The sequence below is a fragment of the Salegentibacter salinarum genome (assembly GCF_900168115.1).
Lineage (GTDB): Bacteria > Bacteroidota > Bacteroidia > Flavobacteriales > Flavobacteriaceae > Salegentibacter > Salegentibacter salinarum.
In genome coordinates this window covers 184,364-206,753 of sequence record NZ_FUZC01000005.1, presented here as the reverse complement: position 1 = coordinate 206,753, position 22,390 = coordinate 184,364, and the positions used below count along the sequence as shown (strand labels likewise).

At 38.4% G+C, this 22,390-nt stretch carries 20 protein-coding genes; 12 read left to right on the top strand and 8 right to left on the bottom strand.

What is annotated here, in order from left to right; translation table 11 throughout:
• The first annotated feature begins 5 nt into the window (after positions 1-5).
• From ilvC to argH, 11 genes are all read left to right on the top strand, one after another.
• Complete coding sequence (ilvC, locus tag B5X53_RS08225; protein WP_079712757.1) at positions 6-1,481, top strand: ketol-acid reductoisomerase; 1,476 nt, start codon at positions 6-8, stop codon at positions 1,479-1,481.
• 1 nt (position 1,482) lies between these two features.
• A complete protein-coding gene (ilvA, locus tag B5X53_RS08220; protein WP_079712756.1) occupies positions 1,483-2,757 on the top strand; it encodes a threonine ammonia-lyase IlvA in 1,275 nt (424 codons plus the stop codon).
• 336 nt (positions 2,758-3,093) lie between these two features.
• Entirely contained in the window at positions 3,094-3,735 is a 642-nt protein-coding gene (locus tag B5X53_RS08215; RefSeq protein ID WP_079712755.1) for a GNAT family N-acetyltransferase, read from the top strand.
• 108 nt (positions 3,736-3,843) lie between these two features.
• A complete protein-coding gene (locus B5X53_RS08210) occupies positions 3,844-5,031 on the top strand; it encodes an argininosuccinate synthase (RefSeq protein ID WP_079712754.1) in 1,188 nt (395 codons plus the stop codon).
• On the top strand, positions 5,028-5,990 hold the full coding sequence (gene argC, locus B5X53_RS08205; RefSeq protein WP_079712753.1) for an N-acetyl-gamma-glutamyl-phosphate reductase: 963 nt from the start codon (positions 5,028-5,030) through the stop codon (positions 5,988-5,990). Before B5X53_RS08210 ends, argC begins: the two co-directional genes overlap by 4 nt.
• Before the next feature lie 92 nt (positions 5,991-6,082).
• Complete coding sequence (gene proC, locus B5X53_RS08200; RefSeq protein WP_079712752.1) at positions 6,083-6,877, top strand: pyrroline-5-carboxylate reductase; 795 nt, start codon at positions 6,083-6,085, stop codon at positions 6,875-6,877.
• Between the two features lie 2 nt (positions 6,878-6,879).
• On the top strand, positions 6,880-8,007 hold the full coding sequence (locus B5X53_RS08195; protein ID WP_079712751.1) for an aspartate aminotransferase family protein: 1,128 nt from the start codon (positions 6,880-6,882) through the stop codon (positions 8,005-8,007).
• 183 nt (positions 8,008-8,190) lie between these two features.
• Positions 8,191-9,165, top strand: a complete 975-nt coding sequence (locus tag B5X53_RS08190; RefSeq protein ID WP_079712750.1) for an N-acetylornithine carbamoyltransferase — start codon at positions 8,191-8,193, stop codon at positions 9,163-9,165.
• 66 nt (positions 9,166-9,231) lie between these two features.
• Complete coding sequence (gene argB, locus B5X53_RS08185) at positions 9,232-10,011, top strand: acetylglutamate kinase (protein ID WP_079712749.1); 780 nt, start codon at positions 9,232-9,234, stop codon at positions 10,009-10,011.
• Entirely contained in the window at positions 10,011-11,078 is a 1,068-nt protein-coding gene (locus tag B5X53_RS08180) for a M20 family metallo-hydrolase (protein WP_079712748.1), read from the top strand. The genes argB and B5X53_RS08180 overlap by 1 nt, the downstream gene beginning before the upstream one ends.
• Positions 11,079-11,235: 157 nt before the next feature.
• Positions 11,236-12,513: an argininosuccinate lyase gene (gene argH / locus B5X53_RS08175; protein ID WP_079712747.1), complete on the top strand. Its 1,278-nt coding sequence runs from the start codon at positions 11,236-11,238 to the stop codon at positions 12,511-12,513.
• 174 nt (positions 12,514-12,687) lie between these two features.
• On the opposite strand, the gene leuB is transcribed toward argH, so the two are convergent.
• The 4 genes from leuB to B5X53_RS08155 all read right to left on the bottom strand — a co-directional run bounded on the left by leuB (position 12,688) and on the right by B5X53_RS08155 (position 17,160).
• Positions 12,688-13,803, bottom strand: a complete 1,116-nt coding sequence (gene leuB, locus B5X53_RS08170; RefSeq protein WP_079712746.1) for a 3-isopropylmalate dehydrogenase — start codon at positions 13,801-13,803, stop codon at positions 12,688-12,690.
• Between the two features lie 139 nt (positions 13,804-13,942).
• The gene (gene leuD, locus B5X53_RS08165) at positions 13,943-14,557 is read right to left on the bottom strand and encodes a 3-isopropylmalate dehydratase small subunit (RefSeq protein WP_079712745.1); all 615 of its coding nucleotides are present in this window, start codon (positions 14,555-14,557) and stop codon (positions 13,943-13,945) included.
• A 1-nt stretch (position 14,558) separates the two neighbouring features.
• Entirely contained in the window at positions 14,559-15,941 is a 1,383-nt protein-coding gene (gene leuC, locus B5X53_RS08160) for a 3-isopropylmalate dehydratase large subunit (RefSeq protein WP_079712744.1), read from the bottom strand.
• A gap of 46 nt (positions 15,942-15,987) precedes the next feature.
• Positions 15,988-17,160: a 2-isopropylmalate synthase gene (locus B5X53_RS08155; RefSeq protein ID WP_075326437.1), complete on the bottom strand. Its 1,173-nt coding sequence runs from the start codon at positions 17,158-17,160 to the stop codon at positions 15,988-15,990.
• A gap of 146 nt (positions 17,161-17,306) precedes the next feature.
• Between B5X53_RS08155 and B5X53_RS08150 the strand changes: the two genes are divergently transcribed.
• Positions 17,307-18,851 carry a hypothetical protein gene (locus B5X53_RS08150; protein ID WP_079712743.1) on the top strand — a complete coding sequence of 515 codons (1,545 nt, stop codon included), beginning with the start codon at positions 17,307-17,309 and terminating at the stop codon, positions 18,849-18,851.
• On the opposite strand, the gene B5X53_RS08145 is transcribed toward B5X53_RS08150, so the two are convergent.
• Genes B5X53_RS08145 through B5X53_RS08130 form a run of 4 tightly spaced genes read right to left on the bottom strand, consistent with a single transcriptional unit; the run spans position 18,852 to position 22,353 of the window.
• Positions 18,852-19,577, bottom strand: coding sequence for an energy transducer TonB (locus B5X53_RS08145; RefSeq protein WP_101023127.1), 726 nt, complete (start codon positions 19,575-19,577; stop codon positions 18,852-18,854).
• A gap of 17 nt (positions 19,578-19,594) precedes the next feature.
• Positions 19,595-20,293 carry an RluA family pseudouridine synthase gene (locus B5X53_RS08140; RefSeq protein WP_079712741.1) on the bottom strand — a complete coding sequence of 233 codons (699 nt, stop codon included), beginning with the start codon at positions 20,291-20,293 and terminating at the stop codon, positions 19,595-19,597.
• 50 nt (positions 20,294-20,343) lie between these two features.
• Positions 20,344-21,162, bottom strand: coding sequence for a 3-methyl-2-oxobutanoate hydroxymethyltransferase (gene panB, locus B5X53_RS08135; RefSeq protein ID WP_079712740.1), 819 nt, complete (start codon positions 21,160-21,162; stop codon positions 20,344-20,346).
• A gap of 60 nt (positions 21,163-21,222) precedes the next feature.
• On the bottom strand, positions 21,223-22,353 hold the full coding sequence (locus B5X53_RS08130; protein WP_079712739.1) for a glycoside hydrolase family 18 protein: 1,131 nt from the start codon (positions 22,351-22,353) through the stop codon (positions 21,223-21,225).
• Positions 22,354-22,390: the final 37 nt, after the last annotated feature.

Here is a 22,390-nt window from a genome sequence, read left to right as displayed (position 1 = left end):
AAGTGATGACGAATTATTTTAACAGCCTTTCTTTACGTGAACAATTAGCCCAGCTGGGAACCTGTAGGTTTATGGGTAGTGATGAATTCAGCGACGGAGTGGCTGCTTTAAAAGGAAAAAAAATAGTGATTGTGGGCTGTGGTGCTCAAGGCCTTAACCAGGGTTTGAACATGCGCGACAGTGGTTTGGATATTTCTTATGCACTTCGTGAAGGAGCCATAAGTGAAAAACGACAGTCATTTAAAAACGCTTCAGAAAATAATTTTAAAGTAGGGACCTACGAAGAATTGATCCCAACCGCCGATCTGGTAATTAACCTAACGCCAGATAAACAACATACTTCGGTAATAAAAGCCATTCAGCCGCATATTAAAAAAGACGCGGTGCTTTCTTATTCCCACGGATTTAATATTGTGGAGGAAGGAATGAAAATTCGAGAAGATATCACCGTAATTATGGTGGCTCCAAAATGTCCCGGAAGTGAAGTTAGGGAAGAATATAAACGTGGATTTGGAGTACCAACCTTAATAGCTGTGCACCCGGAGAACGATCCCCAGGGAATTGGGTTTGAATGGGCTAAAGCTTATGCCGTTGCTACAGGTGGAGATAAAGCTGGTGTTTTAGAATCTTCTTTTGTGGCGGAGGTAAAATCTGATTTAATGGGAGAACAAACCATATTATGCGGATTGCTTCAAACAGGTTCCATTCTAAGTTTTGATAAAATGGTAGCCGAAGGTGTTGAACCTTCTTACGCTTCGAAATTGATTCAGTATGGTTGGGAAACCATTACCGAAGCTTTAAAGCACGGTGGAATTACCAATATGATGGACAGGCTTTCAAATCCGGCCAAGATCAAAGCCGATGAGATTTCCGAAGAATTAAAACAAATAATGCGCCCGCTTTTTCAAAAACATATGGATGATATTATTTCCGGAGCTTTTAGTAGTAGAATGATGAAAGACTGGGAAAACGGTGATAAGGAATTGTTAGAATGGCGTGCAGCCACCGGGGAAACCGCTTTTGAAAAATCTGAAGCAACTTCTGAAGAGATCAAAGAACAGGAATATTTTGATAAGGGAGTTTTATTGGTAGCCTTTGTAAAATCTGGTGTAGAACTGGCTTTTGAAACTATGGTAGAAGCCGGAATTGTTGCAGATTCAGCCTATTATGAATCCCTGCACGAAACTCCGTTAATTGCCAACACCATTGCCAGGAAGAAATTGTTCGAGATGAACAGGATTATTTCCGATACGGCAGAATACGGTTGTTATTTATTTGACCATTCGGCAAAACCGCTTATTAAAGATTATGTAAGCGGCTTGCCCAAAGAGGTTATTGGCCATTCTTTTGGGACCGATTATACCGGAGTGGACAATCAGCAATTAATTGCGATAAATGATGAAATTAGGCAGCATCCTGTTGAAAAAGTAGGAGGAAGGCTAAGAAAAGCAATGACTGCAATGAAAAAAATACAGGAATAAAATGGATACTTTGCTGGCAGATAAAAAAATATATAAACCTCAGTTAGAAGCTGTAAAAGAAGCGGCTCAGCGCATCTCTAAAGTGGTGGTTAAAACCCCCCTTATGCAATCTTTTACTTATAGCAAGAAATTTTCAGCCAATGTAATGCTGAAAAGGGAAGACTTGCAACAGGTTCGTTCGTATAAAATCCGGGGGGCTTATAATAAGATTTCTAGCCTTCCGCAGGAACAGCTGGATAAAGGGGTTATTTGTGCCAGCGCTGGAAATCACGCACAGGGTGTAGCTTTTGCCTGCAATAAACTGCAGGTAAAGGGTGTGATCTATATGCCAATTACTACCCCAAGACAAAAAGTAGAGCAAACAAAAATGTTTGGCGGCGAATGGGTTGAGGTAGTTTTAAAAGGTGATACTTTTGACGATTCGTTTAAAAGTTCTATGAAGCACGCCGATAAATTTGGTCTGGTTTTTATACATCCTTTTGATGATGAAAAGGTAATTGAAGGCCAGGCCACTATTGGATTGGAAATCCTGGAACAGGCCACTGAACCTATAGATTATATTTTTGCACCCCTTGGTGGTGGCGGACTTCTTGCCGGATTATCATCTATGTTTAAAGAACTTTCGCCCAATACTAAAATTATTGGTGTAGAGCCGGAAGGCGCGCCTTCTATGACTTCCTCTTTAAAAGAAGGAAAACTGGTAGAATTAAAATCCATTGAGCGTTTTGTAGATGGTGCCGCGGTGCAGAAAGTCGGGAGCCGAAATTTTGAAATTTGTAAGCAAAATCTTGATAAAATGATCACGGTTCCTGAAGGGAAAATTTGCCAAAGTATCCTGGATCTTTATAACCAGGATGCGATTGTGGTAGAACCTGCTGGAGCGATGGCTATAAGTGCCCTTGATTTTTTTGCTGAAGAAATAAAGGGAAAAAACGTGGTTTGTATTGTTAGTGGAAGTAATAACGATATCACCCGAACTGCCGAGATCAAAGAAAGAGCTTTGTTGTATGCGGGACTTAAACATTATTTTGTTATAAGCTTTCCGCAACGGGCGGGGGCATTAAAAGATTTTCTGGAAAAGGTTCTAGGACCTAAGGACGACATTACCCATTTTGAATACTCAAAAAAGCATCATCGTGAAAATGCCCCGGCTGTAGTTGGGATAGAATTAAACGATCCTGCCGATTTTGAGCCTTTGGTAGCCAGGATGAAAGCGAAAAATTTTTACGGGGAATATCTTAACGATAAGCCTAATTTGTTTCAATATTTGGTATAAATATTTTGTTGGTTAAAATAATTATGTACTTTTACAATATGCTTTCAATGAGACAAATAATATTTCCCGTTTTTCGCTTCTTCCCGCGCCGCCGCAGGTAAGAAGTAAATTGCATTATTCTTTTTTTAATATTATTTGATTTTAATTACAACTTGAAAGATCCACAAAATATACCGTCCAATTTAAATTTCAGAATTACTTCTGAGATTACACCTATTCGCCGCCGCTACCCGCGTCGCACCTTGGTGCGTGTATAATTTAATGGAACTTAGGTGAGTCCGGTTCCCCTTTCAAAAAGAACAAATCAAATTTATTTTCTCACTAATCTCTTAGCAAATGAAGATTGTCATTGCTAATAAATCTCACGCTCAATATGCTGAGATTATTTGTACAACTATAGAAGAATCTGCAAAGGTTCGAGGCACGGGCATTGCCCGCAGAACCCCTGAATATATCATTGGTAAAATGGAAAAGGGAAATGCGGTAATTGCTTTAGACGGTGAAAAATTTGCCGGTTTTTGCTACATAGAAACCTGGAGTCACGAAAGATATGTGGCAAACTCAGGTTTAATTGTGCACCCCGATTTCAGGAAACAGGGATTGGCCAAAGATATTAAAGAAGTGGTTTTTAACCATTCCAGGAAAATGTATCCCAATGCTAAGATCTTCGGGATCACTACCGGGCTGGCAGTGATGAAAATAAATTACGAACTGGGTTATCAACCCGTAACCTTTTCTGAACTTACCGATGATGAAGCTTTCTGGAAAGGCTGCCAAACCTGTAAGAATTACGATATCCTAACCAGGACCGAACGTAATATGTGCCTCTGCACAGGAATGATGTATGATCCTGAAAGAAAAAAAGATGCGAAAAAAGGAGATAAAAAGGAAAGTTTAAATGATAAAGCTTTTAAACGCTTAAAGAATATAAAACAGACCTTGTTTTACAAGAAAGAAAAAAACGGGAGTTCAAATTAAATTTATTGATCGTCACCCTGTCCTGAAACTTCGGGATTGTTTTCAGCTTCTAAGTTAGTTAGATACTGAATCCATTTCAAGATGACGTTAAAATCGAAAATAAATCAAATGAAAAAAGTAGTGATAGCATACAGTGGAGGTTTGGATACTTCTTACTGCGCAAAATATTTATCTAAAGAAGAAAACTTTGAAGTCCACGCCGTGAGTGTAAATACCGGCGGATTTTCAGAAGAAGAAGTGAAGAAAATTGGAGAAAATGCACAAAAAATTGGGGCTAAGACCTACAAAAACATTGATGCAGTTTCTTCATTTTACCAGAAAGTGGTGAAATATTTAATCTTTGGAAATGTTTTAAAAAACAATACTTATCCACTATCGGTAAGTGCGGAGAGGATTGTACAGGCCATAGAAATTGTGAATTATGCTAAAAGTATTGATGCAAAATATATCGCGCACGGTAGCACAGGAGCAGGAAACGACCAGGTAAGATTTGATATGATCTTTCAAATTGTTGCTCCCGGAATTGAAATTATCACGCCAATTAGAGATAAGCAACTTAGCCGTCAGGAAGAGATTGAATACCTGAAACAGAATGGTGTGGAAATGAACTGGGAAAAATCAAAATATTCAGTAAACAAAGGACTTTGGGGCACCAGCGTTGGCGGAGCAGAAACGCTGACTTCAGAAAAACCTTTACCTGAAAGTGCTTATCCTTCCCAACTTCGGGAGAAAGAAGCGAAACAGATTAGTTTGACATTTACAAAAGGAGAACTTTCCGCGGTAAACGGAAAAGGAAATTCCCCGGAAAAAAATATCGAAATTTTGGAGAATATTGCTTCAAAATATGCCATTGGCCGTGATATTCACGTTGGTGACACGATTATAGGAATTAAAGGAAGAGTTGGTTTTGAAGCTGCAGCTGCACTAATTACTATTAAAGCTCACCATTTACTGGAAAAACATACACTTAGTAAATGGCAATTACAACATAAAGATTATTTGGCCAACTGGTACGGCACACATTTACACGAAGGGCAGTATTTAGAACCCGTAATGCGGGATTTAGAAGCTTTTTTAGAAAGTTCGCAGCAGCAGGTATGCGGACAGGTTTTTTTGACACTACATCCATACCGATTTACGCTTGATGGAATTGAATCAGATAATGATTTAATGAATTCCAGCTTCGGAAATTACGGTGAAGAAAATAAAGCCTGGACGGCAGATGATGCCAAAGGATTTATTAAAATTTCATCTAATGCCGGGAAGATTTATCAACATGTAAACGGAAAAAAATGATCAAAGCAGGAATTATTGGAGGTGCCGGATATACGGCCGGAGAGCTTATCAGGATTTTAATGCATCATCCCGAAGTAGAACTTGATTTTGTATATAGTACTTCCCAACCCGGAAAACCGGTGGCAGGAATACATCAGGATTTGTTGGGTGATACCGATTTGCAATTTAGCGGAAAGATCAATAAAAATGTAGATGTAGTTTTTTTGTGCCTGGGACACGGAAATTCTGTGAAATTCCTTTCTGAAAACCAGTTTTCAGAAAACACAAAAATCGTTGATCTAAGTACCGATTATAGAATGAGTGGTGAACATTCTTTTGTTTACGGCCTTCCAGAATTCAATATAGAAAAGATAGAAAAAGCCAGTTTTATAGCTAATCCGGGTTGTTTTGCCACAGCGATTAGCCTGGCAATCCTGCCACTTGCCAAAGCCGGGTTATTGCAAGAAGATGTACATATAAACGCAGTGACCGGAGCAACGGGTGCCGGGACATCACTATCGGCTACCACCCATTTTACCTGGAGGGATAATAATTTTTCCAGTTATAAAGCTTTTGAGCATCAGCATTTAAACGAGATTGGACAGAGTCTGAAAATTTTGCAGCATAACAAACTGCCGGAAATAAATTTCATTCCGAATAGGGGAAATTTTTCCAGGGGAATACATGCTACGGCTTATACTAAATTTGAAGGAAGCCTGGAGAAAGCCAAAGCGATCTATGCTGAAACTTATCAGGACTCAGCTTTCACATTTGTTGTTGAAGAAGATTTGCATTTAAAACAAGTGGTAAATACGAATAAATGCCTCTTAAAAGTGCAAAAATTCGGCGATAAAATTTTGATTACCAGTATTATTGATAATTTACTGAAAGGGGCTTCAGGGCAGGCAGTACAAAATATGAACCTAATGTTTGGTTTTGAAGAGACTTCAGGATTAAAATTAAAAGCGAGTTATTTTTAAATATAAAATTTTACGTCATCCTGAACTTGTTCCAGGATCTAAATCTCTTAGAAATCTAAACAGGTTTTTAAGATCCTACTAAAACCAAACCAATGAAAATAGCCATTATAGGAGCCGGGAACCTGGGACTTTCCATAGCAAAAGGTCTTATTGTAAATAATGCGTTTACCACTTTATACCTCACCAAAAGAAAAACTGAAGAAATTCAGGGGTACGAGGAATATGCAAAGGTTAAGGTCACCAGTGATAATCGTGAAGCAGTTAAAAATTCAGATATCCTGATTTTCGCAGTACAACCCACTCAAATGCAACGAATCCTTGAAGAAATAAAAGACGATCTTCATGAAAAGCATGTGTTGATTTCTACAATTACAGGATTTAAGATCGCTGCTATTGAAGCTATTGTTGGGGAGGAACAGTTTATTGTCCGCTCAATGCCAAACACGGCTATTGCTGTTGGTAAATCAATGACCTGTCTTTGCAGTAACGAAAAAGGTAAAAAACGCATCGCTATTGCTGAAGCTATTTTTAATCGTTTGGGAACCAGTATTATTATTCCGGAAAATAAAATGCAGGCCGCTACGGTTATATGCGCCAGCGGGATTGCTTTCTGGATGCGACTAATCCGGGCTACAACCCAGGGTGCGGTGCAGCTTGGTTTTGACGCGAAAGATGCACACCAACTGGCGATGCAAACCTGTTTGGGAGCTTCCAGCTTGCTTATAGAATCAGGCAAACATCCCGAAGAAGAAATCGATAAGGTAACCACCCCCCGTGGTTGTACGATTGAAGGATTAAACGAAATGGAACATAACGGCTTGAGTTCGTCTTTAATAAAGGGGATCCAGGCTTCATTCAAGAAAATAAACACGATTACAACCGATTAAATATGGACTTATTTGATGTTTATCCGCTTTATGATATTACCCCGATTAAGGGTGATGGTGCTTATGTTTTCGATAAAGAAAACAGAAAATATTTAGACCTCTACGGTGGTCACGCGGTAATTTCTATAGGGCATTCGCATCCCGCTTACGTAAATGCAGTTTCTAAACAAGTTGGCGAACTCGGTTTTTATTCAAATTCGGTTAAAAATCCGCTACAAGAAGAACTTGCTGATAAACTGGAAAATGTTTCCGGGCTAAAGAATTATAGCCTTTTTTTGTGTAATTCGGGGGCTGAAGCGAACGAAAATGCTTTAAAAGTTGCTTCTTTTCAAACCGGAAAAGATAGGGTTATTTATTTCGCAAATGCTTTCCACGGGAGGACTTCCGGGGTAGTTGCAGTTACCGATAATGAAAATATTAAGGCCCCATTTAACCAAAACCATAAGGCTACAAAAATCGCTTTTGAAGATGCTGTAGCTTTAGAAAATGAGTTAAAAAAGAGCGATGTTGCTGCCGTTATTTTTGAAGTGATCCAGGGCGTTGGTGGTTTGGATGAAGCCTCTACTCAATTTTATCAAAAAACGGCCGAACTGTGCAAAAAATACGATTCGATTTTAATAGCGGACGAAGTGCAATCGGGTTATGGAAGAACGGGCGATTTTTTCGCTTTTCAGAAACACGAAATTCGTCCTGATATTATTTCCATTGCAAAAGGAATGGGTAATGGATTTCCTGTTGGCGGGATTTTAATCCATAAATCTATTCAGGCAAAATCTGGAATGTTGGGAACTACGTTTGGTGGAAATCATTTGGCCTGTGCTGCTGGGATTTCGGTTTTGGAAGTTATTGAAAAAGAAAACCTTTTGGCCAATGCCACTGAACTTTTTGAATTTGTAAAGGAGAAAGCAGCGGAAATTCCTCAGATTAAAAAAATCAAAGGCCGCGGATTAATGATTGGCCTGGAATTCGATTTTGAGATCGCGCAGCTAAGAAAAGAGCTTTTGTTTAAACATCAGATATTTACCGGTGCTTCTGCAAACAAAAAGTTGTTACGGATTTTACCGCCTTTAAATATTAAAATAGAACATTTTGATGAGTTATTCAAAGCTTTGAAGATTGTTTTAAATTGAACAACTAGCAAGTCGAACAAAGGCGAGATTTAGTTAATTAAGTGATTTCAAAATTAAAAGAATCACTTTCTAAAAACATCGTTAAGCTGAACTTATTTAAGTTTCTAATATGTTAGATCCTGAAATAAATTCAGGATGACGAGATTTAGAACTTTTAGATTGATTCAAAAGAAAGAAAATAGAATGAAAAATTACACCGAATTATCAGATATAGAAGATTTACAGCAATTAATAACCGAAGCACTGGAGTTAAAGAAGGCAACTTCTACTTTAGAAATTGGAAAAGGGAAAACTCTGGGAATGTTGTTTTTTAATCCGAGTTTGCGAACACGCTTAAGCACCGAAAAAGCCGGGAAATTATTGGGAATGGACGTTATGGTGATGAATGCGGGAAGTGACAGCTGGAAACTGGAATTTGGAGATGGCGCGGTAATGGATGCTGATAAAGCTGAACACATAAAAGAAGCAGCGGCAGTTCTTTCACAGTATTGCGATATCATCGCGGTAAGGGCTTTTCCGGATTTGCAGGACAAAGAAGAAGATGAAGCTGAAACGGTTTTAAATAGTTTTAAAAAATATGCTTCAGTTCCAGTAGTAAACCTTGAAAGCGCTACCGGGCATCCACTTCAGGCGCTTACCGATGCGATTACTATTTCAGAATTAAAGAAAAAAAATAGGCCAAAAGTGGTGCTTAGCTGGGCGCCGCATCCTAAATCCCTGCCGCAAAGTGTACCCAATTCCTTTACTGAAATTATGCAGACAATGGATGTTGATTTTGTGATTACCAATCCTGAAGGCTATGATTTAAATCCTCAAATCACTAAAAATGTTCCTGTGATCCACAACCAGGGTGAAGCTTTAAAAGATGCCGATTTTGTATATGTAAAAAACTGGAGCAGTTATGAAACCTATGGACAGAAATTAAGCGAGGACAAAACCTGGACATTTTCAGCAGAAAAATTAATAAAAACCAGAAATGCAAAAGTGATGCATTGTTTGCCGGTTAGACGAAATATGGTGATTGCTGATGATGTTTTGGATTCTGAAAATTCAGTCGTTATTCAACAGGCGGGAAATCGGACTTTTGCCGCACAAGCTGTTTTAAAAAGAATTTTAGAGGAAAAAGTAAAAGAAACGGAGTTAGGGAAAAATGCTTAACATCTCGACTGCCCCCCGGAATGAAATCTTTCGGGCTGGCGCTAGGGGTTCCATATTATACTATAAATGAAAAAAGAGGTTTTAAAAGTTGTAAAAATAGGAGGGAAGCTTATTGAGGATGAAGTGAAATTCGCTGAATTTCTGAATGATTTTGTGGCTTTGGAAGGTCCGAAGATTTTGGTTCACGGTGGAGGGAACCTGGCTACCGAAATCGCCGGAAAACTCGGTTATAAAACCCAGATGTTTGAGGGGCGCAGAATTACTGATGCCGATTCGATTAAAGTGATAACTATGGTATATGGTGGTTTTATAAATAAAAATATTGTTGCCAAACTTCAGGCGCTTCAGAACAATGCAATAGGTTTAAGTGGAGCAGACGGGATGAGTATTGTTTCTAAAAAACGGCCTTTAAAGGAGGTTGATTTCGGATTTGTTGGGGATGTAGAAAAGGTGAATTCAGAATTTATAAATTCACTTTTAAAACAAAATATTACGCCGGTTTTTTCAGCTATATCCTGTACCGCTGAAGGACTGCTTTTAAATACCAATGGCGATTCTGTTGCTGCAGAAATAGCCAAAGCCATGAGCTCGATTTTTGAAACCGAACTTTACTTTTGTTTTGAAAAGAAAGGAGTACTGGCCGATGCTGAAAACGATGATTCGGTAATTGATAAAATCAATAAGGAAAAATATCAGCAACTACTGGAAGAGAAAGTAATTAGTGACGGAATGTTGCCAAAACTACATAATTGTTTCCAGGCTCTGGAAGGCGGTGTAAAGAATATATTCCTGGGAGATTTCAGGCTCTTAAAAAATGAATCTGTTTATACTAAAATCAGTAACTAATGAAGCTCGAAGAATTACAAAGCGGTGCGATAGAATTACTTAAAAAGCTTATTGCTACTCAGTCTTTTTCGAAAGAAGAAGATAAAACGGGTGATTTGCTGGAAGGTTGGTTTAGGGAAAATGAGATGGCTTTTTTTCGACATTTGAACAATGTCTGGGCTACCAATAAGTACTTTGATCCAAATAAGCCCAGCCTGCTGCTTAATTCACATCATGATACGGTAAAACCGAATTCGGCCTATACCCGAGATCCTTTTGAAGCTAAAATTGAAGACGGTAAATTATATGGTTTGGGCAGTAACGATGCAGGTGGTTGCCTGGTTTCCCTGCTCGCAACTTTTACCTGGTATTATGAAGCGAAAGACCTGAAATACAACCTCATTTTTGCGGGAACCGGGGAGGAAGAAATTAACGGGAAAAACGGGATTGCCTGTATGTTACCAAAAATGCCAAAGATTAATGTGGCTATTGTTGGAGAACCCACTTTAATGCAACTGGCAATTGCCGAAAAAGGCCTGGTAGTTTTTGATGCAAAAGTTAAAGGAACGCCCTCACACGCGGCGCATCCTAATGATAACAATGCGATTTATAAAACCGCAGAGGTTTTAAAATGGTTTGAAGAATTTGATTTCCCAAAGGAATCGGTAGCTTTGGGAAAAGTAAAGCTTACCGTCACCCAAATCAATGCCGGAAGCCAGCACAATGTGGTACCGGGACATGTAGATTTGGTTATAGATGTGAGAGTGAATGATGCTTATTCCAATGCAGAAATTGAACAAATTTTACAGGAAAACGCCCCGATAGATGAAATTACGGCGCGTTCACTTCGATTAAATTCTTCCTCTATCCCTCCAGACCACGAATTGGTAAAAGCAGGAATTTCGTTGGGAATGGAAACCTATGGCTCCCCCACGTTATCAGACCAGGCGATGTTAGATTGCCCTTCTTTGAAATTGGGTCCGGGCGATTCAACACGTTCACATTCCGCAGATGAATTTATTTATGTAAAGGAAATTGAAGAAGGGATTGAAAAGTATATAAAATTGCTTGATAAGGCATTTAGATGATAACCAGGAATAAGACTGATTAATGAAGTAAATTTTCGTCAAACTGAACTTGTTTCAGCTTCTAAATTCTTTAGGGTTCTAAAACCTTAGATCCTGAAATAAATTCAGGATGACGCTTATAACATGTTTCAAATGACTTGGACAAAAAATTAAAACTATGAAACTCTGGGATAAAGGATTAGCTATAGATAAAAAGATTGAAAACTTCACGGTAGGGAACGACCGGGAGTTAGATATGCAACTTGCTGAATACGATTTAAAAGCTTCAAAAGCACATGCTAAAATGCTTGGGAAAGTCGGTATCCTGACTTCGAAAGAAGTAAAGGATATTGAAGGGGAACTGGCAAATCTTCAGCAACAACTTCAAAATGGATCTTTTGAGATTGAAGAAGATTTCGAGGATGTACATTCCAAAATTGAATTTGAACTAACCAAAGCGCTAGGAGATACTGGCAAGAAAATCCATACCGCGCGCTCCAGGAACGATCAGGTTTTGGTGGCCATGCAATTGTATTTTAAAGAAAATCTGCAGGAAATTTCAGGGAAAACAAAACAATTGGTTGATGTTCTTTTGGGACTTGCCTACGAACATCAGGAGAAACTACTTCCTGGATATACGCATTTGCAGGTAGCGATGCCATCAAGTTTTGGTTTATGGTTTTCGGCTTATGCAGAGTTATTAATAGATGACCTTTATTTACTAGAAGCCGGATTAAAAGTTGTAGACCAGAATCCGTTGGGATCTGCAGCGGGTTATGGTTCTTCATTTCCTATAGACCGGGAATTTACCACAAAAGAATTGGGCTTTTCGACTTTAAAATATAATGTGGTGGCAGCGCAATTGGGTCGTGGAAAATGCGAGCGGACAGTGACTTCTAATATTGCTTCGGTTTCCAATACGCTTTCCAGGTTTGCGATGGATATATGTTTGTATATGAGTCAGAATTTCGATTTCATCGCGTTTCCTGATGAGCTTACCACAGGTTCCAGTATAATGCCGCATAAAAAAAACCCCGATGTTTTCGAACTGATACGTGGGAAATGCAATAAACTCCAGAGTATTGCTAACGAGATGATCTTAATCACCAACAATTTACCCAGTGGTTATCACAGGGATTACCAATTGATCAAGGAAAATAGCATTTATGCAGTTGAGAATATTAAAGAGATCCTGGATGTTTTTATCCATTCTATCGCTTTAATTAAAGTTAAAGATATCAATTTGCAAGATAAAAAATATAAATACCTGTTTACAGTAGACAGCATAAACGATTTGGTTCTGCAGGGCAAATCGTTTAGAGAAGCCTATCAAATAATCGGGGAGCAGGTTCAGGAAGGAACCTATGAAGCTACTGAAGGAAAGAAACATTCACATTTGGGTAGTAAGGATAATCTTGCATTGGAGGAAATTAGAAGAAAAAAGGATCAGATTTAATATTTGAATTTAGCTGATAGTGAAGAATAATTAGATCCCGACTTCAGTCGGGATAGTTCAACCAGCACTAGACAGACGTTTTTCCAAACGCCTGTCTAGTGGGTATCACTAAAAAACCTCCCGCAAAACCACACGAAATGCGAGAGGTCAAAACATAAATGAAGAAAAATAATCTTAAATAATAGTCATTTGCCCAAGGTTCAGGTTTTCGTTGTTGATACTAATATTATCAACTTCACTGATAAGCCCCTCAAGGAAATCACCCACTTTTTCTGTGGTATAATGGTTGTCTTTGTTAATATCTATGGTGCAAACGTTGAGTTTGATACTTAACTCTACTGCTTTTTTTACGGCTTCAGCTTCTTCTATAAGTCCGAAATGCTCCAAAAGCATCGCTGCCGATAAAATTGAGGCTACCGGGTTAGCAATTCCTTTTCCGGTTGCTTGCGGATATGAACCATGAATAGGTTCAAACATTGCGTTTTCATTTCCTACTGATGCCGACGCCAATAAACCGATGCTACCACCAATTACGCTAGCTTCATCCGAAAGAATATCACCAAACATATTTTCAGTAAGAATGACATCGAACTGTGTTGGGTTCAGGATCATTTGCATTGCGGCGTTATCCACAAAAAGGAAATCCAGCTCTACTTCGGGATATTCTTTCCCAATTGCGGTCACTGTTTTTCGCCATAACCTGGAAGTTTCCAAAACGTTTGCTTTATCAACAAGGGTCAATTTTTTTGAACGCTTTTCAGCTGCTTTAAAAGCTAAGTGAGCTACACGGGAAATTTCTTCAACCGAATAAGTGCAAACATCCGTAGCGCTTTGGCCATCTTCAGCGGTAAATTTATCACCAAAATAAATTCCGCCGGTTAGTTCGCGGTAAATTACCATATCGGCACCGGCAATACGATCTGCCTTAAGCGGCGATTGTTCTATAAGTTTGTCGTAGGCCTTTACCGGTCTAATGTTCGCAAAGAGACCCAGGCCTTTTCTTAACTGCAAAAGTCCCTGTTCAGGCCTTACTTTTGCGTCAGGATTGTTATCATATTTTGGATGTCCTATTGCCCCAAATAACACAGCATCAGATTTCTTGCACAATTCCAGCGTAGCTTCAGGTAACGGATTGTCCAGCAAATCTATTGCTGCCGCACCTACCAAGGCGTCTTCAAATTGAAAGAGGTGATCGAAACGATCTGCTACAGCTTTTAAAACTTTCACTGATTGCTGTGTAATTTCGGGGCCTATCCCGTCTCCGGGCAAGACTGCTATTTTTAATTTCATTATTCTTCTTCTTTATGTGTGGTTTTTTTAAGTTTTTTATTTCCGTCCAGCTGAACTTGTTTTAGCTTCTAATAAGTTTTATTATCTAAGATCCTGATCCAAGTTCAGGATGACGTTTAATGTCAAATTATTTTTTAAACTACAAGGGTGTGGAAGCTTGTAGTTTTTGTGATTTTTTCTGTTCATATTCTTTTATTGCATCAAGTTTGCTTACCAGAAAATCTATATCGTCAAAACCATTAATCATACAGGTTTTTTTATACGGATCTATATCAAAATGTTCTGAAATATCCTGCTTCGGAATCCCGATTTTTTGAGCTTCCAGATCCACTTTAATTTCTACAGAAGGATCTTTAGTGATTTCCACGAATAGCTGATCTAAAAATTCCGGACTTACCTGCACCGGAAGCAAACCGTTGTTAAGCGCATTCCCTTTGAAAATATCGGCGAAATAGCTGGAAACAACTACGGTGAATCCGTAGGCTTTAATAGCCCAGGCCGCGTGTTCCCGGCTGGAACCACATCCAAAATTATCTCCAGCTACCAGGATAGAACCTTTATATTCCGGTTTGTTTAGGGCAAATTCAGGATTTGGTTCGTCGTTTTTATCAAAGCGCCAGTCCCGGAAAAGATTTTCTCCAAACCCAGCCTTATCGGTTGCTTTTAAGAACCTGGCCGGAATAATCTGGTCGGTATCTACGTTTTCTATTTCTAAAGGAACCGCCGTATCGGTTAATGTGATAAACTTTTCCATCTTAATTTAAATGTTTTGTAAAGTCAGTTAATTTCCCTGAAACAGCCGTTGCTGCCGCAGTTAACGGACTTGCTAATATAGTTCTGGAACCCTGTCCCTGTCTTCCTTCAAAATTCCTGTTACTGGTAGATACGCAATATTCTCCGGCGGGAATTTTATCATCGTTCATTGCTAAACAAGCCGAACAACCTGGCTGTCTAAGCGTAAAACCGGCGTTTTCAAAAACTTCCCGTAAGCCTTCGGCTTCAATTTGGGCGGCAACCTGGCGTGAACCGGGTACAATTAGCGCATTTACATTTGCCGCTTTCTGTTTGCCTTTTATATAAGCTGCTGCCTGGCGAAAATCTTCAATTCTGGAATTGGTACAACTACCAATAAAAATCCAGTTAATTGTTTTTTCCAAAAGTGATTCTCCGGGTTTAAAACCCATATAAGCTAAAGCTTTAGCATCGCTTTTTCCACCTTCCATCGGGATTGCACCTGTAATTTTTATGCCCATCCCAGGATTTGTTCCGTAGGTGATCATAGGTTCAATATCTTCGGCATCAAAAGCATATTCCTGGTCAAACTCTGCGTCCTCATCAGTTTTTAATGTCTTCCAATAAACTTTTGCAGCTTCAAATTCTTCACCTTTTGGCGCGAATTCTTTGCCCTTTACATATTCAAAAGTCGTTTCGTCTGGGGCAATCAACCCGCCACGGGCACCCATTTCAATACTCATATTACAAACCGTCATTCGGCCTTCCATAGACATTTCTTCAAAAACGTTTCCGGCGTATTCACAAAAATATCCGGTTCCCGAATTTGTCCCGAGTTTGCTTATTATATAAAGGATCACATCTTTAGGTAAAACCCCTTTTTTGAGTTTTCCGTTTACATTTACCCGTAATTTTTTGGGTTTCTGAACTAAAACACACTGGCTGGCAAAAACCTGGGAAACCTGGCTGGTGCCGATTCCGAAGGCAATAGTTCCAAAAGCACCGTGAGTAGAGGTGTGACTGTCTCCGCAAACCATTGTCATTCCTGGTTGGGTAACCCCAAGTTCGGGAGCCATTACGTGAACAATCCCGTTATAAGGATGCCCCAGGCCATAGAGTGTAATATTATTTTCTTCGCAATTTTGGGTTAATTCTTTAAGTTGTTTTCTGGACAATAGATCTTTAACCGGCAAATGCTGATTTTCAGTCGGGGTATTATGATCTGCGGTAGCCACAATTTGATCTGGACGAAATACTGAAATCTCGCGTTCCTTAAGCTCATTAAAAGCTTGCGGGCTCGTAACTTCGTGTATTAGGTGCTTATCGATATACAAAATATCGGGACCATCGGGTATAGATTCTACCACGTGTGCATCCCAAATTTTATCGAATAAAGTTTTCTTCATTTTTATAAATTCAATCCTGGTTTGTATTAAACTTTTTGCTGGATTATTAGGCTATAGCTCTTATTTTTCTTTCTGAAATTTCCATAATTTCATGAATATCATGGTCTTCCACGCATCTTCTAGCATCAGCATAATTCAGGAATTCGGCATAAACTTCATCTAACTGAAGCTTGGTTAAATTGTATCCCATTTTCTTGGCTTTATAAGCTAAAGCAGCTCTTCCGCTCCTGGCAGTAAGAACAATTGCAGATTCGGTTACACCAACTTCTGCGGGATCTATGATTTCGTAAGTTTCACGGTTTTTAATTACTCCGTCCTGGTGAATTCCGGAGCTATGTGCAAAGGCATTCGCACCTACAATTGCTTTGTTTGGTTGTACAAACATTCCCATTTCACGGGAAACCATACAACTCGTGTCAAAAAGGAATTTGGGGTCTATATTTGTGTTTAAATTTAAAGTTGGGTGTTGTCTTAAGATCATGACGACCTCTTCTAAAGCGGTATTCCCAGCACGCTCACCAATTCCATTAATGGTACATTCTATTTGACGTGCGCCATTCTGCACACCTGCAATAGCATTGGCTGTAGCAAGGCCTAAATCGTTGTGACAATGGCAGGAAATTCTAACCTTATCAATGTCTTTTACGTTATCTTTTAAGTATTTTATTTTTCTTCCGTATTCATCAGGAAGGCAATAACCGGTAGTATCAGGGATATTTAAAACAGTTGCTCCGGCTTTGATCATTTCGGTACAAACTCGTGCAAGAAATTCATTATCTGTTCTTCCGGCATCTTCAGCATAAAATTCAACATCGTCTACAAAATTCTTTGCGTGTTTAACCGCGGCTACACCACGCACAATAATTTCTTCTCTTGTAGAATTGAATTTATATTTAATATGAGAATCTGATGTACCAATACCGGTATGAATACGCGGTTTTTTAGCATATTTTAAAGCTTCAGCAGCAACTTCGATATCTTTTTTAACAGCACGAGTGAGTCCACAAACGGCGGCATTCTTTGCCAGTTTAGAGATTTCATAAACCGATTGGAAATCGCCGGGACTGGAAACAGGAAAACCTGCCTCAATAACATCTACTCCCAGCTCATCAAGGCGTGCAGCAATTTTAAGTTTTTGGGCCGTATTTAATTTACAACCAGGAACCTGCTCTCCGTCTCGTAACGTCGTGTCAAAAATTTCTACCTTTTCTGTGCTCATAAGAGATTTATTTTACTTTATCTTTAACTAAAGTATTGTAATCTATACACTCCGGGCCTTTGCTAATTAGGTCATTACGATAATTAAACTAAAAAATAAGATGTAATATCACTGTAAATCAGTGATTTATAAACGATTCTGTTACAATGACTAATGATTTAACCGATAACTTATTTTCTTTGATAAAATCGCTTTCTCCTTCCGAAAAGCGGCAATTTTCATTGTATGTTGGAAGAATTGGTGTGAATACCGATAGTAAATTTCTGAATTTATTTAAGGTAATGACCAAGCTGAAGAAGTATAATGAGAAGGAAATTCTTCTAAAAACAAAAATCAGCAAACAGCAGTTATCTAACGTAAAAGCACATTTATACAAGCAGATCCTCATTAGTTTAAGACTGAATCCGGCTCACCAGAGTATTCCGGTACAAATTAGGGAACAGTTTGATTTTGCTTATATTCTTTATAGAAAAGGTTTATACAAACAAAGCCTGAAATTACTCGATAAGATTAAAGTACAGGCGCTTGAATATGAAGAGAAAAACCTGGCTTATGAGATTCTGGAACTTGAGAAAATAATAGAATCACAATACATAACCCGAAGTATAGAAAACCGGGCCGAAAGCCTGATTCAGCAAACCCGGGATTTGAGTGATCTTAATTTAATTTCCAGTAAACTTTCAAATTTATCTTTACAGTTATATGCTATTTTCCTAAAAATGGGTTACGCCAGGACGCAGGAAGAAGCCGATAGCATCAGGAACTATTTTTACCAAAGCCTTCCAGAATATCAAATTAAAAATATTGGTTTCAGGGAAAAACTTTGGCTTTATAAAGCCCATTTATGGTTTAGTTTTATCACCCAGGATTTTTTGGCGTGCTATCGTTATTCTATGAAATGGATAGACCTTTTTAATGAAAACAAGCACTTGGTGCCTATTCACCCGGTTTCCTATTTAAAAGGAAATCATTATTTACTGGAATCTTTATTTTACCTTAACCATACCAATTTATTCGAGAAAACCCTTAAGAATCTTGAAGGGATGCTGAAAGATGCCAAAATCCCTGACGATGATAATATCAAGGCTCTGGCTTTCCTGTATTTATATTCCAATAAGCTGAATTTACGCTTTATGCAGGGCAATTTCGCCAATGGTGATGAGTTGGTTGAGAAAATTCAGAAGCGGATTAAAAAATATAAAGACCGAATTGATGAGCATCACATTATGGTGTTTTATTATAAGATTGCCTGTCTTTATTTTGGTGATGGGAACAATAAAAAGTGTATAGAATTTCTTAATAAAATCATCAATAATAAATCGCTGGAAATGCGGGAAGACCTTATGTGTTTTGCCCGAATTCTGAGCCTGGTTGCCCATTACGAAGCCGGGCTGGATTATCATTTAGATCGATTGGTAAAATCTACCTATAAGTTTTTGATCAAAATGAACGATTTACACGAGGTGCAGAAAGAAATGATTCGTTTTCTTAGAAATTTACCCGAAGTTTCTCCGCTTAAAATTAAAGATGAGTTTATGAAGTTGCATTCCAAATTGAAGGAATATGAAGACCATCCATACGAACGCAGGGCGTTTCTCTATCTTGATATTCTTTCCTGGCTGGAAAGTAAAATAGAAAACCGCCCTGTGGCCGATGTTATTGCTGAAAAAGTTGCGTTGGTGAGCCGCTAGCTATTTTCGGAAAATAATTGGTAATGAGTATCTCGTAGCGACTTGTTCTCCAAAGCGTATGCTAGGATTCCATTTTGGCATATTGGCTAAAACCCTAACCGATTCTGCATTGTAGCGATGAGGAGCACCTTCCACTATTTGAATTTCTGAAAGATCGCCTTCAGGATTAATGGTAAATTTTAAAATTACCTTTACCACAGTGCCTCTTTCCTGTTCCTGAGGCATATTTATATTTTCTTTTAAGAAGGCCTGTAATTTTTCCTGTCCGCCGGGGAATGAAGCAGGAATATGATATGCAAAGTAATCAAGTTCTTCTCCTTCTTCATTCCATACCTTTCCTTCTTTCAGTTCATCTTTTTTAAAAACATCATGACGTCTTTTTGTCCCATTTTCCCAGTACGCCAGGAGATGCCCGTGCTTTTTTCCATTTTTAAATGGAAGTTGGTAAAATAATTCCCCAGATTCATAATAATGTTTATGTAATCCCTGGTAAACCTTCTTTTCTTCTTTGAGATCATAAGATTGCTCAGCTTTTTTTGTTCCATCCATAAAATAGGTGGTGTTAAGAAAATCGGCATCCTCAGCATTTGGAGTAATTATTTTAAAAAATTCAGCATTTTCTTTAGTGTCCAGTTCCTGATAATCTTTATCCATATAAATGGTATCCTGGGCAAATGCAGAAATTGAAATTCCGCTAAAGATTAAGCTTAAGTAAAAATTTTTCATAGGTGATTCAGATAGTTTTAATTTAAACAATTATTCCACAACACTTCATCTGGAGGAAATGCAATAATATGGATTTCTTCTTTTTTTACGGGATGAATAAATTTGAGTTCCCTGGCGTGCAAATGAATGCTGGCGTCTTTATTGCTCCGGTCAAAACCATATTTAAGATCGCCTTTAATCGGGCTGCCAATAGCCGAAAGTTGACTTCTAATTTGATGGTGCCGGCCGGTATGTAAATCTACTTCAAGGAGAAAATAATTATCGAGTTCTTTCAGTATTCTATATTCCAGGATAGCTTTTTTACTTTCAGGAACTTCTTTAATATGAGCATAAGATTTGTTTTGCTTCGAATTTCTCTTCAGAAAATGAATTAAAATATCCGATTTTTTTGACGGAACATTTTTTACAATTGCCCAATATGTTTTTTGTGCTTCTTTTTCTTGAAAAAGTTTATTGAGTCGGGGAAGCGCTTTAGAAGTTTTAGCAAAAAGAACAATTCCGCTAGTTGGTCTGTCTAAACGGTGAACTACGCCTAAATAAACATTTCCGGGTTTATTATATTTTTCTTTTATATAAGATTTTACAACCTCGCTTAAAGGTTTGTCGCCTGTTTTATCACCCTGAACAATATCTCCGGGTCGTTTATTAACCACAATGATATGGTTGTCTTCATAAAGTACCTGGAGGTTATTTTTATCTGAAATTATTTTTCCCAAAAAGAAGATTTTATTTGTACTGCCAACTGCAACTGTTCACTGCTTACTAACTAATATTGTTCGTCATCAGACGGGAAACTCTTACTTTTTACGTCGTCACGATAGTCTTCAAAAGCTTTGGTCATTTCTTTATGAAGATCGGCGTATCTTCTAAGAAACCTTGGATTGAATTCGTGGGTCATTCCAAGCATATCGTGCACTACTAAAACCTGGCCGTCAACTCCGTTTCCTGCGCCAATTCCTATCACCGGTATACTTATACTTTCAGCTACTTCTTTAGCTAGTTTTGCCGGAACCTTTTCTAAAACTATGGCAAAACAGCCCAAACGTTCCAGCAAGATCGCATCAGATTTTAATTTTTCGGCTTCAGCTTCTTCTTTTGCGCGAACAGTATAGGTTCCAAATTTATAGATAGATTGCGGGGTTAAACCTAAATGACCCATCACCGGAATTCCGGCGTGCAAAATTCGTTTAAGCGATTCTTTAATCTCTTTTCCGCCTTCAAGTTTCACCGCATGTCCGCCGCTTTCTTTCATAATTCTTATAGCCGACCTCAAAGCTTCTTTTGGATCACTTTGATAACTTCCGAAAGGAAGATCTACTACCACGAGGGCGCGATTTATCGCTCTTACCACGCTAGTGGCGTGATATATCATTTGGTCTAATGTAATGGGAAGCGTGGTTTCGTGTCCTGCCATCACATTACTGGCAGAATCACCCACTAAAATAACGTCAATTCCGGCACCATCTACAATTTTTGCCATAGAAAAATCATAGGAAGTCAGCATCGCAATCTTCTCACCATTCTTCTTCATATCTACAAGGGACTTGGTGGTGACTCTTTTATATTCTTTCTTAGCTACAGACATAGTTTTAATTTTGGAAGGTAAAAGTACAAAAACGCGGGGTTTTCAGGCAAGGAGACGGTTTTATTGTTTTTGAAGTTCAGTATATAAAGTTTCAAGAAGCTCTCCATCATCCCCGTGGTATTGCCAAAACATCGCGCCACCAAGCTTATTCTCTTTAATAAATTGAGCTTTTTCCTTTATAGATTCAGGGTCATCATAGGTAATAAATGTTTTGGTATCTTCCCGCCAAAGAAAGGGCGCTTTCGCTGTTTTATCCCAGTGGCGTTTATATTCACCTGTTACTATACTATCCTTTAATTCCCTGTAATTTATACTGAAAGCATTTCCTGAAGCTTTTTGATGTAAGCCAAAGTTTTTGTTTGCGGTTTCGTGCCATCCGCGACCATAGAAAGCCACGCCTACAACAATTTTATCTGAAGGAACTCCGGTTTCCAGATGTTCCCTCACAGCGGTTTTGGTACTTTGCTTATAATCTTCAGGATCGGTCTCTGAAACAAATAAATTGGTATGATGCGATGTAGAATCGTTCCAGCCACCCTGGTAATCGTAGCTCATAATATTTATAAAATCCAGGTAAGGATGAATCTTGTCCAATTCTACGTTATCTAAATATTCCTGAGTGGCCGCAGTTGCGATAGTAAGTAAATAATTTCGCTGGTCTATTTTGCCCAGCGAATCTAATTTCTTCCTAAAAAGTTTTAAAATAGAGGTGAAGTTTTGTTTATCTTCAGGTGTATGAGGATTTCCAGCACCCGGCAGTCCGGGATATTCCCAGTCTAAATCTATGCCGTCAATCTTGTGTTTTTGCAGAAATGAAATTCCGCTATTAGCAAATTTTTCCCTGTCAGTTTTGGTAGCAACTGCTTCAGAAAATCCTCCAGACCAGGTCCAGCCTCCAACCGAAATCAGAATTTTTAAATCGTGATTTTCTTCTTTTAAACTGTTTAATTTCTTTAATCGTTCTTTGTCTTTTGGATTGCCTTCAATAATTTTTCCTTCATTAATATTGGCAAAAGCGTAATTGATGTGGGTAAGTTTATCCGGTGAAATTTTACCAAACTTATCATCTACATTATCACCCATAATATAGCCGATAATCTTTTTTTGCTGCTTTTCCTGGGCCTGAACTGAATGATTACTGAAGAGGAAACTACAAAATATACACCAGAAAACAATCGTGACTTTTTTCATATTTGATGGGTTAGCGTGAAAACTTTAAAATACTAAA